This is a genomic window from Algihabitans sp. (genome assembly GCF_965226985.1).
Classification (GTDB): Bacteria; Pseudomonadota; Alphaproteobacteria; order Kiloniellales; family DSM-21159; genus Algihabitans.
The window spans coordinates 1,560,073-1,574,905 of record NZ_OZ245712.1; the positions used below are offsets into that span (position 1 = coordinate 1,560,073).

15 protein-coding genes are annotated in these 14,833 nt (G+C 66.4%); 3 read left to right on the top strand and 12 right to left on the bottom strand.

Annotated features, from left to right (window positions below; translation table 11 throughout):
- Nucleotides 1-14: 14 nt before the first annotated feature.
- From ACO054_RS07160 to ACO054_RS07170, 3 genes are read right to left on the bottom strand one after another with little or no spacing between them, the layout of a single operon-like run.
- On the bottom strand, nucleotides 15-2,024 hold the full coding sequence (locus tag ACO054_RS07160; protein ID WP_421709749.1) for a TRAP transporter permease: 2,010 nt from the start codon (nucleotides 2,022-2,024) through the stop codon (nucleotides 15-17).
- 11 nt (nucleotides 2,025-2,035) lie between these two features.
- On the bottom strand, nucleotides 2,036-2,506 hold the full coding sequence (locus ACO054_RS07165) for a DUF1850 domain-containing protein (RefSeq protein ID WP_421709750.1): 471 nt from the start codon (nucleotides 2,504-2,506) through the stop codon (nucleotides 2,036-2,038).
- Entirely contained in the window at nucleotides 2,503-3,462 is a 960-nt protein-coding gene (locus ACO054_RS07170; protein WP_421709751.1) for a TAXI family TRAP transporter solute-binding subunit, read from the bottom strand. Before ACO054_RS07170 ends, ACO054_RS07165 begins: the two co-directional genes overlap by 4 nt.
- A gap of 207 nt (nucleotides 3,463-3,669) precedes the next feature.
- Here ACO054_RS07170 and ACO054_RS07175 point away from each other — a divergent pair, with 207 nt between their 5' ends.
- Nucleotides 3,670-4,542: a CmcJ/NvfI family oxidoreductase gene (locus ACO054_RS07175; protein ID WP_421709752.1), complete on the top strand. Its 873-nt coding sequence runs from the start codon at nucleotides 3,670-3,672 to the stop codon at nucleotides 4,540-4,542.
- A gap of 10 nt (nucleotides 4,543-4,552) precedes the next feature.
- On the opposite strand, the gene ACO054_RS07180 is transcribed toward ACO054_RS07175, so the two are convergent.
- Complete coding sequence (locus ACO054_RS07180; RefSeq protein WP_421709753.1) at nucleotides 4,553-6,262, bottom strand: FAD-dependent oxidoreductase; 1,710 nt, start codon at nucleotides 6,260-6,262, stop codon at nucleotides 4,553-4,555.
- 152 nt (nucleotides 6,263-6,414) lie between these two features.
- Between ACO054_RS07180 and mazG the strand changes: the two genes are divergently transcribed.
- Together mazG and ACO054_RS07190 are read left to right on the top strand one after the other, a co-directional pair.
- The gene (gene mazG / locus ACO054_RS07185) at nucleotides 6,415-7,323 is read left to right on the top strand and encodes a nucleoside triphosphate pyrophosphohydrolase (RefSeq protein ID WP_421709754.1); all 909 of its coding nucleotides are present in this window, start codon (nucleotides 6,415-6,417) and stop codon (nucleotides 7,321-7,323) included.
- A complete protein-coding gene (locus ACO054_RS07190; protein WP_421709755.1) occupies nucleotides 7,320-8,096 on the top strand; it encodes an SDR family oxidoreductase in 777 nt (258 codons plus the stop codon). The genes mazG and ACO054_RS07190 overlap by 4 nt, the downstream gene beginning before the upstream one ends.
- A 21-nt stretch (nucleotides 8,097-8,117) precedes the next feature.
- Here ACO054_RS07190 and ACO054_RS07195 read toward each other — a convergent pair whose 3' ends face one another.
- The 8 genes from ACO054_RS07195 to ACO054_RS07230 form a co-directional block, all read right to left on the bottom strand.
- A complete protein-coding gene (locus ACO054_RS07195) occupies nucleotides 8,118-8,789 on the bottom strand; it encodes an HAD family hydrolase (protein WP_421709756.1) in 672 nt (223 codons plus the stop codon).
- A gap of 16 nt (nucleotides 8,790-8,805) precedes the next feature.
- On the bottom strand, nucleotides 8,806-10,107 hold the full coding sequence (locus ACO054_RS07200; RefSeq protein ID WP_421709757.1) for a peptidoglycan DD-metalloendopeptidase family protein: 1,302 nt from the start codon (nucleotides 10,105-10,107) through the stop codon (nucleotides 8,806-8,808).
- Complete coding sequence (locus ACO054_RS07205; RefSeq protein ID WP_421709758.1) at nucleotides 10,104-10,760, bottom strand: protein-L-isoaspartate(D-aspartate) O-methyltransferase; 657 nt, start codon at nucleotides 10,758-10,760, stop codon at nucleotides 10,104-10,106. The genes ACO054_RS07200 and ACO054_RS07205 overlap by 4 nt, the downstream gene beginning before the upstream one ends.
- Nucleotides 10,757-11,527 carry a 5'/3'-nucleotidase SurE gene (surE, locus tag ACO054_RS07210; RefSeq protein WP_421709759.1) on the bottom strand — a complete coding sequence of 257 codons (771 nt, stop codon included), beginning with the start codon at nucleotides 11,525-11,527 and terminating at the stop codon, nucleotides 10,757-10,759. Before surE ends, ACO054_RS07205 begins: the two co-directional genes overlap by 4 nt.
- Complete coding sequence (gene serS, locus ACO054_RS07215; protein WP_421709760.1) at nucleotides 11,524-12,798, bottom strand: serine--tRNA ligase; 1,275 nt, start codon at nucleotides 12,796-12,798, stop codon at nucleotides 11,524-11,526. The genes surE and serS overlap by 4 nt, the downstream gene beginning before the upstream one ends.
- Nucleotides 12,799-12,975: 177 nt before the next feature.
- Entirely contained in the window at nucleotides 12,976-13,791 is an 816-nt protein-coding gene (tatC, locus tag ACO054_RS07220) for a twin-arginine translocase subunit TatC (protein ID WP_421709761.1), read from the bottom strand.
- 33 nt (nucleotides 13,792-13,824) lie between these two features.
- Nucleotides 13,825-14,448, bottom strand: coding sequence for a Sec-independent protein translocase protein TatB (gene tatB / locus ACO054_RS07225; RefSeq protein WP_421709762.1), 624 nt, complete (start codon nucleotides 14,446-14,448; stop codon nucleotides 13,825-13,827).
- Nucleotides 14,449-14,529: 81 nt separating this feature from the next.
- The gene (locus ACO054_RS07230) at nucleotides 14,530-14,799 is read right to left on the bottom strand and encodes a Sec-independent protein translocase subunit TatA/TatB (RefSeq protein WP_421709763.1); all 270 of its coding nucleotides are present in this window, start codon (nucleotides 14,797-14,799) and stop codon (nucleotides 14,530-14,532) included.
- Between the last annotated feature and the right edge of the window lie 34 nt (nucleotides 14,800-14,833).

The following is a 14,833-nucleotide window of genomic DNA, read 5'->3' on the forward strand; positions in this document are numbered from 1 at the left end:
ACCTGCTCGGTATTTCACGCACCCTGGTCTGCCTGCCGGTCTCCCGAACGCCGCGCCGCCAGAAAGTTCAGCCCCAGCAGCGCGACCGTGACGGCCGCACCCGCGATCTCCGCCGTCAGGTTCGGCCAGAAGAGCGCCACGCTGGCGCCGGTGAGTAGAAGGCGTTGCCAGAGCTGAAGCGGTGCGAAGAGATGGCCTTCGAGTGCGGCGGCGAAGGCCATCAGCGCCAGGATCGCAACCAAACCCGTCCAAAGCAGCAGCAGCACGGGTCCGCCCAGGATGATGGCCTCGTTGTAGACCATGAAGAGCGGGATCAGGTAGAGGCCCTTGGCGAACTTCCAGGCCTGAAAGGCTGTTGCCATGGGTTTCGACCCGGCGATGGCCGCGCCGGCGAAACCGGCCAGAGCAACCGGCGGCGTCACGTTCGAGTCCTGGCTGTACCAGAAGACCACGAGATGGGCGATCAGGATCGCTACGCCGAACTCTTCGGACAGCGCCGGTCCGACCAGGATCACCAGCACGATGTAGGCCGCCGTCACCGGCAGCCCCATGCCGAGGATCAGGCTGGCAATGGCCACCAGGACAAGGGCCAGCAGCAAGTTCCCGCCGGAGAAGGCGATCATCATGGCGGAGAACTTAAGGCCCAGGCCTGTCAGGCCGACCACGCCCACGATGATGCCCGCGACCGCGCAGGCCAGCGACACCGCCACGGCGTTGCGTGCGCCCAGTTCCAGCGCCTGCAGCGTCAGTCGCGCGCCGGATCCGAGCAGCGCCTGGAAACCGGCCAGACTGGCCGCCTCCCCGTCGCGCGGCCGCGTGACGAAGAAATCCCAAAGCGCCCTGCCCGCCGCCGCCGCGACCACGGCGATGATGGCGTAGAAGCCGACGCGCAGCGGCGAGTAGCCGGAGATCAGCAGCCCGACCAGGGCCACCAGCGGCACCAGGAAATGCCAGCCGCTGGCCAGCACCTCGCGCACCCGCATCAGCTCGGAGGCCGGCAGGCCGCGCATGCCCTGCTTCACCGCGGCAAGGTGCACCAGCAGATAGACCGTCCCGAAATAGAGAAAGGCGGGAAAGATCGAGACCAGAACGATCTGCAGATAGGGGATCTGGGTGAACTCGCTCATGAGGAACGCACCCGCCCCCATCAGCGGCGGCATGATCTGCCCGCCGGTCGAGGCCGCCGCCTCGACCCCGCCGGCCTGTGCGGGCCGGTAGCCCAGCCGCTTCATCAGCGGAATCGTGAAGGCGCCGGTGGTCACGACGTTGGCGATGGCCGAACCCGAGATCGAACCCATGCCGGCGGAGGCGATGACGGCGGCCTTCGCCGGCCCGCCCCTTTGGCGTCCGGTTGCGGCGTAGGCGAGATCGATGAAGAAGCGCCCTGCCCCCGTCACCTCCAGGAAGGCGCCGAACAGTACGAAGACGAAGACGAAGGTGGCGGCAACGCCGAGCGGCAGGCCGAAGATGCCCTCCGCGCCCAACGTCATTTGGCTCGACAGGCGGTCGATGGAGTAGCCACGGTGAGCCAGGATGCCCGGCAGCCACTCGCCGAAGCCGGGCAAGGCCCCGCGTTGTCCAGCCATGGCGTAGAGCAGGGCTGCGCCGCCGATCAGAGTCATGACCAGGCCGACGGCACGGCGCGCGGCCTCCAGCACCACCAGGGTCGTGATGATTCCAATGGTGACATCGATTTGGCGCGGCACGATGGCGGTCGCGATGGTGTCGATGTTGAGCGGCACCCAGAGACCGACCAGGACGCCGCAGGCGATCAGCGGCGCGTCGATCGCCCAGCCGACCAGGCCACGAGGGCGATAGAGCCCCGTGACGGGGAACATCAGAAAACAGAGAACAAGGATGAAACCGAGATGGATCGGCCGCAGGTAGAAAAGGCCGATGGTCTGGATGCCGGCGCCGTAGAGCTGGAACAGCGACAGCGCGATGCCGATGATCGCGATGACCCGCAGGACGAGACGGGAGTGTGCCGCCGTGGCGCGGAGTCCTTCGGAGCCTGCGTCTGTCATGGAGGTCTCTGTTACTCGGGCGTCAGCGCGAGGGTGACGCGGGCGCGCGGCGCGAGGCGGCTGAGAGATACCTCGCTATCCGCCGTGCGCAGCCGGTGGTCCACGTTCGGGCCGCCGGGGCGCAGGACGTAGGCGTTGCCGGGAACCGGCTCGTCGAGCCCTTCGATCAGGTAACCGCCCTGCCCGTCGGAGCGTTGGACGCCGCGACCAGGAATATGCCCCAGGCCGGCCGCGAAATCGGGTTGAAGGCTCGTCACCAGCACCATCCTGCCGCCGCGATTCTCGTAGCAGTCCTGGACCTCGAAGCCGTCGACGGAGTGGCGCCAGACCACGCACCAGCCGTTACCCTCGGGCACCTCCAGCCTGGCGATCTCCGTCCCGTCGGCCAAGCGCGCCGACAGCACGTCGGCCTTGGCGCCTTCGGCCAAGGCCGGCAGGGCGATCAGGGCGGCGACCAGTGCCGCCGCCCCGAGTCCTGTCACGGACGCAGCCGGTCGGGAATCTCGGCGCCGATCTCCTCGAAGTAGCGTAACGCACCGGGGTGTAGCGGCACCGGCGTAGCCGAGATCGTGAAGTCGACCGTGGTCTGGTTCGCCGCCGGATGCACCGCCCGCAGCTCCTCCACGTTTTCGAACATCGCGCTGGTCACGGCATAGGCCAGATCGTCGGACATCTCGGAAGACACCACCAGAACGTTTGGAATGCCCAGCGTCGGCACGTCGTCGGCCACACCCTCGTAGGTGCCGCCCGGCAGGTTCACCGAGGCCATGACCTCGGACTCGGCCTGGGCCGCTTCCCGCTCCGCGTCGCTCAAGGGAATGAGGCGGATGGAGTTGGTGGTCGCCAGGTTGAGGATCGAACTGGTCGGCGCGCCGACCGACCAGAAACCGGCGTCGATATCGCCGTTCCTCAGGGCGTCGGCCGTCTCGTTGAAGTTCAGCCGCTGCTCCTCGATGTCGTCGTAGGTGATGCCGTTGGCGTTCAGGATCGTCTGGGCATTGACTTCCGTGCCCGAGCCCGGAGCACCGACCGAGACGCGCTTGCCGGCCAGATCCGCCAGGGAGGTGATGCCGCTGTCCTCCAGCGTCACAATCTGGATCATGTTGGCGTACATCGAGGCCACGGCCCGGGTCATCGGCAGCTGGCTGCCCTCGAACCGGCCGGTGCCGGTGTAGCCTTGAAAGACCACGTCGGCCAGGGCCAGCGCGAAGTCGCTGTCGCCGGTCGCGATCAGCCCCATGTTCTCCACCGAGGCGCCGGTGACCTCGGCCACGGCGGCGTAGCCCTCGACGTGATTGTTGATCACCTCGGCCAGTCCGCCGCCCATCGGGAAGTAGACTCCTCCGGTGCCGCCCGTTGCGATCGACAGCTGTTGCTGCGCCATGGCCGGCGTTCCTGCCAGCAGGACGGTCGCAGCCAGAATCTTTGCGTACTTCACTATAGCCTCCCAAAAGCTTGTTGTTGCGGCGGAACCTATCAACTGGCCCGGCCCCTGCCAAGCGGCTGCGGATACCCGTAGAATATGTTCCTTGAAATCACAAATGATTGCTTGAATCGGCCCATTCATAATTTTCCGGCAAGGCCATATCTCCACCTCGACAGGGTTCACCGGCGCTGGCCGGCCTTTCGAAGAGAGAGCGACAGCATGGAACAGCCCCTACCTTCCGTTCGCTACGAAGCGGCCCCTCTCGAAGCGTCGGGCGCCGTCGTCGGTTCCCTCAACTTCATTCGACGTCAAAGCCGGAAGCCGGTAATTCACAGTGCCGCGCTGACGGGCGGTGCACCTCGTTTCTTCTTCGAAACCGAGGAGCGTTCGGTACCTTTGACCGACTTGCGGCCGCTGGCTCGACGGCTGTCCGTGGATCGCCAGGGCTTCGCCCTGTTGCACCGGCCGACCGTTGTGGCCGATTTCTACGACGATGCCGCGATCGAGACGGTCTACGGTCCGGAGATCGAGGCCCTGCTGCGCCGGGAACTGGGCGTTAGCCGGGTGATCCTGTTCGACAGTACGCGCCGTTCGGACGACCCGGCGGGCGCCGCCAATCCGGACGGCCGGCGCGGTCCGGCGACGCGGGTGCATGTCGACTACACCGTCAAGAGCGGCCCGCAACGGCTGCGCGATCTGCTCGGCGTCGCGGAAGCGGACAAGCTGCTGAGCAGCGGTAGGCGGGTGGCTCAGATCAATGTCTGGCGTCCGATCCGTGGCCCTGTGCAGCGCTCTCCCCTTGCCCTGGCCGATGCCGCCACGGTCCGGGCGGAGGACCTGATCCCGACGGATCAGGTCTTTCCCGGGCGGACCGGCGAGATCTACCACCTCGCCTACCATCCGGAGCAGCGCTGGTACTACGCGCCCCAGATGACACCGGACGAGGTTCTGCTGATCAAGAGCTGGGACAGCCGCGAGGATGGTCGCGCGCGTTTCACGCCGCATAGCGCGGTCGATCTGCCGCAAACGCCGAAAGACGCGCCCCCGCGCGAGAGCATTGAGGTCCGAACGCTGATCGTCTTCGACGAATGATTGGCTGTGCTTAGCCCTTGCGCTCCGCCGTTCCGGTCGCGCTGGCCATCTCCGCCAGAACGCGATGCAGGAACTGCACGGCTATCGAGCCCTCGCCGACGGCGGAGGCAACGCGCTTGACCGAATTCGCGCGAACGTCGCCGACCGCGAAGACGCCGGGCTGACTGGTTTCCAGCAGTTCGGCCGGGCGCTCCAGGGCCCAGTCGTCGGCGACCGCGGGCCCACAGCAGACGAAGCCCTTCTCGTCGAGCAGGACGCAATCGCCGAGCCAGCCGGTGTTCGGGACGGCGCCGATCATCAGGAAGAGATTCGAGATGGAGTGACTCTCCTGCTCTCCGGTCTGTCGGTTACGCCAGGTGATGCTCTCCAGGTAGCGGTCGCCGCTCAGGGCGGTGATCTCCGTGTGGCGATGCAGGGTGATTCGGGGCGAGGAGTCGATCCGGCCGACCAGATAGTCAGACATGCTGGCTGCCAGATCGCCGCTGCGGATCAGTATGTGCACATGAGCCGCGTGGTTCGACAGGAACACGGCGGCCTGTCCGGCGGAGTTGCCGCCACCGACCACCACCACCTCCTCGCCGCCGCAGAGGTCGGCCTCCAGCGCCGTGGCCGCATAGTGGATGCCGAAGCCCTCGTAGTCGCTCAGATTGTCCAGATCGAGCGAGCGATAGGTGGCGCCCGAGGCGATAACGACGGAGCGCGCCTTAAAGCGTCCTCCGTCTTCGGTTGCGATGACGTAGGGGTAGCTGCTGCAGTCGAGCGAAGCCGCACGGCGGGGAACCGAGATGACGGCGCCAAACTTCTGCGCCTGCACCTGGGCCCGCCCGGCCAGCGCCTGTCCCGAGATGCCGGTCGGAAACCCCAGATAGTTCTCGATCTTCGAACTGGTGGCGGCCTGTCCGCCCGGCGCTTCGGACTCCAGCACCAGGGTGCTAAGGCCCTCGGAGGCCGCATAGACGGCGGCGGCCAGCCCCGAGGGACCAGCCCCGACCACAACCACGTCGCAGGCCTCCGATCCGTCGGGCTCTTCGAACAGCCCAAGCTGTTTCGCCAGCTCCAGGTTCGAGGGATTCTCCAGCCCCTCTGCCAGGACACCGAAAACGGCCGGCAAGCGGGTCTCGTTCCACCCTCGCTCCTTCAGGAATTCGGCGGCTTCCCCGTCGCCCTCGATATCCAGGCTGCGAACCGGGTAGCCGTTGCGCCGCAGAAAGCGTTCCAGGCGCTGGGTATCGCGGCTTCGCCTTGGTCCGACGAGAACGACGCCGCCCTGCGTCTCCTGAATCAGGCCCATGCGCCGCAGGATCAGCGCCCGGGTCACGATCTCCCCGATCTCTGGCTCCGCCGTCAGCATGCGTTTCAGTTGGGCGCGGTTCAGCCTGACGACCTCGCCGTCCTCCCCCATGCGCCCGCTGACCAGGATCTTGCGGTCGTTGAAGAGGTCGAGTTCGCCGGTGAAGTTACGCTCCCCATGAACCGTGATCACCTGCTCCTCACCGTGGGCGGGGTCGACGATCTCGATGCAGCCCTTCAGGATAATGAAGCAGTCGACGCCCCGCTCGCCGCGTGTGAAGACGGCCTCGCCCTTGGAGAGGGTTTGTCGCTTACCGAAGGGTTCGGCACGGGCGATCTGTTCGGGGGTCAGCTTCGGAAAGATCTGTGCCTCGCGCTTGTAAGGGTCGCTCGTGTTGGCGACGGGTTCGGCGGCGGACAGATCGGCCATGTCATCCCTCCTTAAGTTGCGTGGGCGGAGGATTGAGCGGCGGTCGCGCGCCGTCAAGCTCTGCTCTATTACGAAGGGTGCGAAGGGCATTCAGACTGTTCAACTCATAGCCGTCTTGTTCGCGCGTCGGCTTCGTCTAGACTGCGCCGGCCATGCCCGACAGCAAACGCCCCACATCGGCAAACGACCTCGAGAGCCTTCCTCCGCTCGAACGGCTGCTGGCCGTAATGGCGCGCCTGCGCGACCCCGACGGCGGCTGTCCTTGGGATCTCGAACAAAGCTACGCGACCATCGCGCCCTATACGATCGAGGAGGCCTACGAAGTCGCCGACGCCATCGAGCGCGAGGACCTTGCGGACCTCAAGGACGAGCTCGGCGATCTTCTGCTTCAGGTGGTCTTTCATGCACAGATGGCCTCCGAGGAGCGCGCCTTCGACTTCGCGGCAGTCGCCGCATCCGTCGCGGAGAAGATGATCCGCCGTCACCCTCATGTCTTCGGAACGGCGGAGGCCGAGGCCGCCGCGACGGTCACGGTCAATTGGGAGACGATCAAGGCGGCCGAGCGCGCTGCCAAGGCCAAGGACGGTAAGCCCTCCGCCCTCGACGGCGTGGCGCGCGGCCTCCCTGCTCTGCTGCGTGCGGTGAAGCTGCAGAAGCGGGCGGCCCGTGTGTCCTTCGACTGGGGTGCCGTCGCGCCGGTTCTGGCGAAGATCGAGGAGGAACTCGACGAGCTCAAGAGCGAGATCGCGGAAGATCAGCCGCATCCGGAGCGGCTGCAGGACGAGTTGGGCGACCTCCTCTTCGCCGTGGTGAACCTGGCGCGCCACTTGAAGATCGATCCGGAAGCCGCGCTGCGTCATACCAATAACAAGTTCGAACGTCGCTTCCGTGCTTTGGAGGCCGAACTGACCGCTGGCGGTGCGGACCTCGCAGAGGTCGGGCTGGAGGCGATGGAGGCCGCCTGGCAGCGAGCCAAGGCGGCGGAAGGTGAGATGGCTGGACGCGAGGCGGCAGCCGAGACGAACGCGGACAGCAAAAGGCAAGAAGAGGAAGCTTCATGATCTCCAGCGTCGACCCCAAGAGCATGACGGTTTTCGTGACGGGCGCGACGGCTGGCTTCGGCGCCGCCGTCGCCCGCCGTTTCGCTACCGCCGGCGCGAAAGTTATCGTCACCGGTCGTCGGGCCGAGCGCCTTCAGGCGCTCGCCGAGGAACTGGGCGAGCATGTCCATCCGCTGCCGCTCGACGTACAGGATCGCGCGGCTGTCGAGTCGGCGGTTGCCGGCCTGCCGGCCGACTTCGCGGCCATCTCCCTGCTGGTCAACAATGCCGGGCTGGCGTTGGGGCTGGAATCGGCGCATGAGGCGAACCTCTCCGACTGGGAGACGATGGTCGATACCAACGTCAAGGGCGTGCTCTACTGCACGCGGGCCATCCTTCCGGGCATGGTCGCGCGCGACGACGGTCACGTGATCAACGTGTCCTCCGTGGCCGGCAGCTACCCTTATCCCGGCGGCAACGTCTATGGCGCTACGAAGGCCTTCGTAACGCAGTTTTCGCTGAACCTGCGCGCCGACCTTCTGGGCAAGCAGGTCCGGGTCACCAGCCTAGAGCCGGGCCTTTCCGAAACCGAGTTTTCGGAGGTGCGCTTCAAGGGCGACTCGGAAAGAGCGCAGAGCCACTACACGGGCATGCAGCCGATGCGTGGCGAGGATATCGCCGACTGCGTCTTCTTCGCGGCGACCCTGCCCCGGCACGTCAACATCAACCGGCTGGAGATGATGCCGGTGATGCAGTCCTTCCAGCCGTTGGCCGTGCATCGCGATGCGGGATAGGAAGTCTGCACCAGCAGAGCGTTAGTCCACGAAGGTCATCAACTGTCTCAAGTCGCTTACGACTGTCGTGGCACCGGCTTCGCTAAGGCGCTTGGCATGACCGTCCGGGCAGTGGGAGCCACCAACAAAACCGATACACCGCATGCCGGCGGCCTTGGCCGCGGTCACGCCGGCAACGCTGTCTTCCACAACGAGACAACGCTCACGACCGACCTCCATCGCCCGTGCCGCGTAGAGGAAGATGTCCGGATGCGGTTTTCCCTGCGCCACGAGCGTTGTCGAAAAGACGTGTGGGTAGAGCAAATCGAAGAGGTTCGTTTCGATAAGGCCCAGAGCGAGCTTCGCCGGAGCGGAGCTGGAGGCGACGCATCTTCGTGTCCTCATGGCCGACAGGACCTCCGCTGCCCCGACGATTGCGCGGAGCTCGGATCGATAACGCGCAAGAATTGAAGCTTTTACCTCCGCCTGGAGATTGCTGGGCAGCGGGCGACCGAGGTCGGCTTCGATAGCGGCGTACATGGCGTCGGCCGGAACGCCGGCAAATCGCTCGATCACCTCTGCCGTCGATATTTGATAACCCGCCTTGGTCAGGGCCTCCGCGTCGGCTGAGCAGGCTATAACCTCACTGTCGAGCAGAACGCCGTCGCAATCGAAGATCACCAACTCTGTCGCGTCGAACCTTCGCTCTGTCATTTGCCGTGATCAGTTTTCAAGCCGCGCCGTCCAGCATCTGCAGAGGGTCGATCGCGTTGGTGCCCTTTCGGATCTCGAAGTGCAGCTGGGGCTGATCGACAGCCCCGGTCGAGCCGACGCGCGCGATGGCCTGTCCTCGTTGAACCGTGTCGCCCAACCGGACGAGAACGCTGTCCGCATGGGCATAGGCCGTCACCCAACCGTCGGCGTGCTTGATCAGGACCAACTGCCCGTAACCCCGGAGTTCCGAGCCGACGTAGGCGACCACGCCGTTCTCCGCCGCTTGGATCGGTGCGCCTCTGGGCGCGGCGATGTTGATGCCGTCGTTGTGATGCCCGCCCTCCTCCGGGCCGTAGCGCGAGAGGATGCGTCCGCGCAGCGGCCAGCCGAAGCGCCCGCCGGCCCTCGGCGGCGGTTGCGGGATTGCGGCGGTTTGAGTCTGGCGCGGAGTCTGGGCGGCGGGCGCAGGTGCCGGAGACGTCGGTGAGTTGGCTGCCCGCTGGGGTGTGGCGCTCGGACGACGCGGCGGTAACGGTGGTTGGCCGCTCGCTGCCTCCGGGACTGTAGCTGGCTGCGAAGGCGGCGCTGCGGCCTCTTGTGCGGGATTCTGTCGTGGCGGGGCTGGCTGCTGCTGCGGCGGCGCCTGTTGCAGCGAGGCACCGGAGGCCGAGGCGTCCGGAAGCGTTGCGAGTTCCGTACGCAGGCCCGGCTCCGGTAGAACCAGACGCTGGCCGACGCGAATCTCGAAGGGGGGGCCGATGCCGTTGATGCGGGTGAGCTGGCTTCGGTCCACGCCATGGATTTGCGAGATGCGGTAGACCGTTTCCCCGGCTTTGACCACGTGCACGCGGGCGCGCGGTATGATCAGATCCCGCCCGACCGCTAGCCGATAAGGGGGCGCCAATCGGTTGGCGTCGATGAGTGGGCGCAGAGGCAGGCCGGCCCGGCGAGCGATGCCGTAGACGGTGTCGCCCGGTTGTACGCGATAGAGACCGCCCGGAATGGGCAGGTCCGTCGACTGCTGACCGGTGACGGCTTCTTGCTGAACAGCGGCGGGTGGCTGTTGGACGGGAGCGTTCGGTTGCTGGACGGCAAAAACCGGCTCCGGTCCCGCGAAGTTCGGTTGTTGAATGGCGAAGCCGGCAGGCGGTGCGGGCCGGCGCGGCGGCAGCGGCGGTGGTTCCATCGGCGTAACGCCGGGTTCCGGCAGAGTCGCCGTTTGCAGACAGCCGGCGAGCGCCATCGAAAGGCCCAGTGCGATGATCAGAGCTGACAGGATCGACCGGCTGCCCGGTCTCTGCCCTTCTGCCCGGTTCATGCGGACCTGCCCCCGGCCACGGCCGGCGGTTCGCCGACCAGAGGCACGAAGCGCACCATGCCGAGCCGCGTTTCGCGCACACCCTGGTCGGTCTTCTCCAGTTTGATCAGCTCCTGCGAACGGCCCGTCTCGCCGACCGGCAGCAGCATGATGCCGCCGGGGCGAAGCTGCGCCAGCAGAGGTTCCGGCGGCAACGCGGCGGCGCAGGTCACGATGATCCGGGGAAAGCTGCGCGGTTCCGGCCAGCCGTGGCTCCCGTCGCCCAGGCGGGTCGTGACGTTATGCAGCCGCAGCTCCGCGAAGCGTGCCTCGGCCTCATCCAGCAGGGGGCGATGCCGCTCGATGCTGTAGACCCGACGCGCCAGGCGCGCGAGCACGGCGGCCTGGTAGCCGGAGCCGGTCCCGATCTCCAGAACCGTCATGGTCTTGTCGACGGCCAGTTCCGCGGTCATCTGCGCCACCACTTCGGGTTGGCTCAGAGTCTGCCCTTGGCCGATCGGCAGCGCCAGATTTTCGTAGGCCTGGTCACGGAAAGCGTGCGGCACGAAGAGCTCGCGCGGCACACGCTCCAAAGCGGCCAGCACCTGAGTGCTGGCGATCCCTGCCCGCCGCAGCTGCATCAGCAGCCGGATCTTGCGGGCCTCCAGCGTCACCCGAGGCGCGCCTTCAGCGACGCCAGGGCGCTGTGATGGGTCAGGTCGAGATGCAGAGGGGTGACGGCGATGGCCCCCTCGTCGACCGCCGCCAGATCGCTCTCGCGGTCGCTGGTGGTATCGGCCGCCCAATCGCCGATCCAGACGTAGGGCCGCCCGCCCGGATCCTCGCCGTCGACCAGACCGACGGAGGCGTCGCGTCGGCCGGTGTGGGTCACGCGGACCTCCGTCACCTCAGCGGCGGGTCGCGGTGGGAAATTCACGTTGATGAGCTGGTCGCGCTGCCAGTCGAAGCCGTAGAGCCGCTCCACCAACCGTGGGATCCAGGCTTCTGCCGGCGCGAAGTCGACCGGCTGTCCGGGGACGCCGACCTGACTGAAGGCGACGGCACGCAGGTCTAGGAAGGCGGCCTCCATGGCCGCCGCGACGGTTCCGGAATAGCCGACGTCTTCCGCCAGATTGGCGCCGTGGTTGACGCCCGAAAGCACGAGATCCGGGCGCCGGTCCTTCAACAGCTTGTTGACGGCGACCAGGACGCAGTCGGTCGGGGTGCCGTCGACCGCCAGCCGCCGCTCGCCGAAGCGTCGCACGCGCAAGGGGCGCCGCGTGGTCAGCGAGTGGCTGGTGGCCGACTGTTCCACCTCGGGCGCGACCACCCAGACGTCTTCGCTCAGCTTGCGCGCGGCAGCTTCGAGCACCTTCAGGCCCGGCGCGTGGATTCCGTCGTCGTTGGTAACCAGGATGCGGGCCTGCTTCAGGTCGGTCATGAGGGGGCGATGCGCTCCTGTCCGCCAAGATAGGGACGCAGCACCTCCGGCACCTCCACCGAGCCGTCGGACTGCTGATAGGTTTCGAGCACGGCGATCAGGGCGCGGCCGACGGCGACGCCGGAGCCGTTCAGGCTGTGGAGGAAGCGGGTGCCCTTCTCGCCGTCCTGCCGAAAGCGCGCCCGCATCCGGCGCGCCTGGAAGGCGCCGGTGTTAGAGCAGCTGGAGATTTCCCGATAGGCCCCCTGCCCCGGCAGCCAGACCTCCAGGTCATAAGTCTTGTGGGCGGTAAAGCCGGTGTCACCGCTGGCCAGCACGACCACGCGATAGTGCAACCCCAGGCGCTTCAGCACCTCCTCCGCGCAGGCGACCATGCGTTGGTGCTCCTCTTCGGAGTGCTCCGGCGCCGTAACCGACACCAGCTCCACCTTCTCGAACTGGTGCTGGCGCAGCATGCCGCGCGTGTCGCGCCCCGCCGCACCTGCTTCGGAGCGGAAACAGGGCGTGTGAGCCGTGAAGCGCAGCGGTAGCTCCGACTCGTTCAGGATCGCCTCGGCCACCAGGTTGGTCAGCGGTACCTCGGCGGTCGGGATCAGCCAGAAGCCCTCCTCGGTCCGGAACTGATCTTCGCCGAACTTCGGAAGCTGGCCGGTTCCGAAGAGAACCTGGTCGCGGACAAGCAGCGGCGGCTGCACTTCCAGATAGCCGTGCTCCTGACTGTGCAGATCAAGCATGAATTGCGCCAATGCGCGATGTAGCCGTGCGACCTGCCCCTTCACCACCACGAAGCGCGAGCCTGACAGTTTGGCCGCCGCCTCGAAGTCGAGACCGCCAAGGCCCTCGCCGAGGTCGAAGTGTTCTTTCGGCGTGAAGTCGTAGTGGCGCTTCTCGCCCCAGGTTCGCAGGGTCTCGTTAGCGCTCTCGTCGGGGCCGTCCGGTACTTCGGGCGCCAGGACGTTCGGCAGGCCGGCGAGCAGAGCCTCCAGCTCCTCTCCGAGGCTGCGCTCCTCCTCCTCGGCCGCCGTCATCTTCTCCTTGAGCTCGGCGACCTCCGCCATCAGCTCGTCGGCCGGCTCGCCCGTCCGTTTCTTTTGGCCGATAGCTTTCGAGGCTTCGTTACGCCGCGCCTGCATCTCCTGCAGCGCCGTCTGCGCGCGGCGGCGGCGGCCATCGAGGTCCAGGATCTGCGCAGACGACGAGGCCAAGCCCCGGCGAGTCATGGCGGCGTCGAAGTCGTCGGGGGCTTCGCGGATCCAGCGGAGATCGTGCATCGGGGGACGGTCCGGAGTTCGGGGATCGAGCGCGCGATCCCAGGGAGTGCCTACAATAGTCGGGCTTATAGGCCGCGTCGCCGCGTCGCGTCCAGGGTCGCAAGGCTGTCACAGGGTGGGGTCGTGTCGCCGCGACAGGACAGCAGAACTTGCAAAGAGCCGGTCGAGTTCGCGCCGTCAGCTCTGCAGCTCGCGGTCCAGTTCCTCTTCCCGCTCGCGCCGACGCCGCTCCACCAGTTTGGCCATGTAGATCGAGATTTCGTAGAGCAGCACGATCGGTACGGCGAGGCTGATCTGCGAGATGGGATCGGGCGGCGTCAGCAGCGCTGCCACCACGAAGGTGGCGACGATGGCGTACTTCCGTTTCTTCGCCATCCCTTCCGAGGAGGCGATGCCGACCCGTGCCAGCAGTGTCATGATGACCGGCAACTGAAAGCAGAGCCCGAAGGCGAAGATCAGCTTCATGGTCAGCGAGAGATACTCGTTGACCTTCGGCTCCAGCTGGATCGCCAGGGTATCGACGCCGCCAGGGGCCTCGAACTGAATGAAGAAGTCCCAGGCGAGCGGCAGGATGGCGAAGTAGACCAGAGCGCCGCCGATGAAGAAGAGGATCGGAGAGGCCACGAGGAAAGGCAGGAAAGCCATCTTCTCGTGCTTGTAGAGGCCGGGCGCGACGAAGCGGTAGATCTGCCCCAGAAACACCGGACAGGTGACGAAGGCCGCCGCGAAGAAGGCTACCTTGACGTAGGTGAAGAAGACCTCCGTCAGGTTGGTGAAGATCATGCGCCGCGCTTCGCCCTGCTCGACGCCGATTTCGAGCAGAATGTCGGCGAGAGGCTTCACCAGGAAGCGATAGATCTCGTCCGCCAGAAACCAGGCGCCGACGAAGGCGACGACCAGAGCGCCGACGGAATAGAGCAGACGGGTGCGCAGCTCGATCAAGTGATCGAGCAGCGGCATCTTCTGCAGGTCTTCCTTCGTCGCGTCGGTCATCTCGAGTCCGTTGCGGGCTGACTGTCCAGGCCGTCAGCCGGCGGAGCCGCCGGCCTTGCTGGTGCTGGTCTCTGTCGCGGTTCCGGTGGCGGTCGCCCCGCCGGTTTCCCGCTTATGGTCTTGCGGCCCGTCCGTCGACTCGCTGGCGGGCGGGCGGACCGAGTTGCCGGGTGCGATCCTGGCCGGATGCGTGACAACCTTGGCTTTGGAAGCGTCTTGCGGGCTCGCCTCGGACCCGGCGTCGGACGTCTTTGCGGTCTCTCCGGCTTCGAGCTTTTTGTCCGTGAGCTTCTTGTCCGTGGTCTTGTCGGCGCCGGAGGAGGCTGCGGTCTTGGCGGCCCCTGCTCCAGCGACCGGGCGCGTATCCCGCTCCAGGGCCTTGGCCTCCGCCGTCAACTCGCCGTCGGGGTCCACGGCCTTGGCGATCTGCTTGGTCAGATTGCCGCCCTTCGTCGCTTCCAGCGCCTTGCGTGCCTCGTCGAGTTCCGCCTCGCGGACCATCTCGTCGACGCCCGACTGAAACTCACGGGCCAGCGAACGCGCCTTGCGCACCCACTGTCCGACGGTGCGCAGCGTTCCCGGCAGATCCTTGGGACCGATGATGATAAGCGCCAGCATGGCGATCACCATCATCTCGGTCCAGCCTATGTCGAACATGGCTTAGCCCGGTGCTGGCAAGACAAGAAATCTCTGCAGACCATCGATGTCGTCTGCATCACGAGTGCGTCACTGGCACGGTTAGCCGTTGGCGACCTTCTTGTCGTCCTTGGCATCCGTCTCGGCGGAGCGGGCGCTCGTCGTTGCCGCGGCGCTTTCCTTGTCCTGCTCCAGCTTCGCGGACGTCGCCTCGTCGGCAGCGTCGTCGGAGGCGTTGTCCTCCTTCAGGCCGCGCTTGAACTGGTTGATTCCGGAGCCGACGTCCTTCATCAGCCGCGGAATCTTGCCGGCACCGAACAGCAGAACAACGATCAGAACGACGATCGCGATCTGCCAAAAGCTGATACCCATAAAGGTCTCCTTACTGGGACGTCCCGGCAGCCCG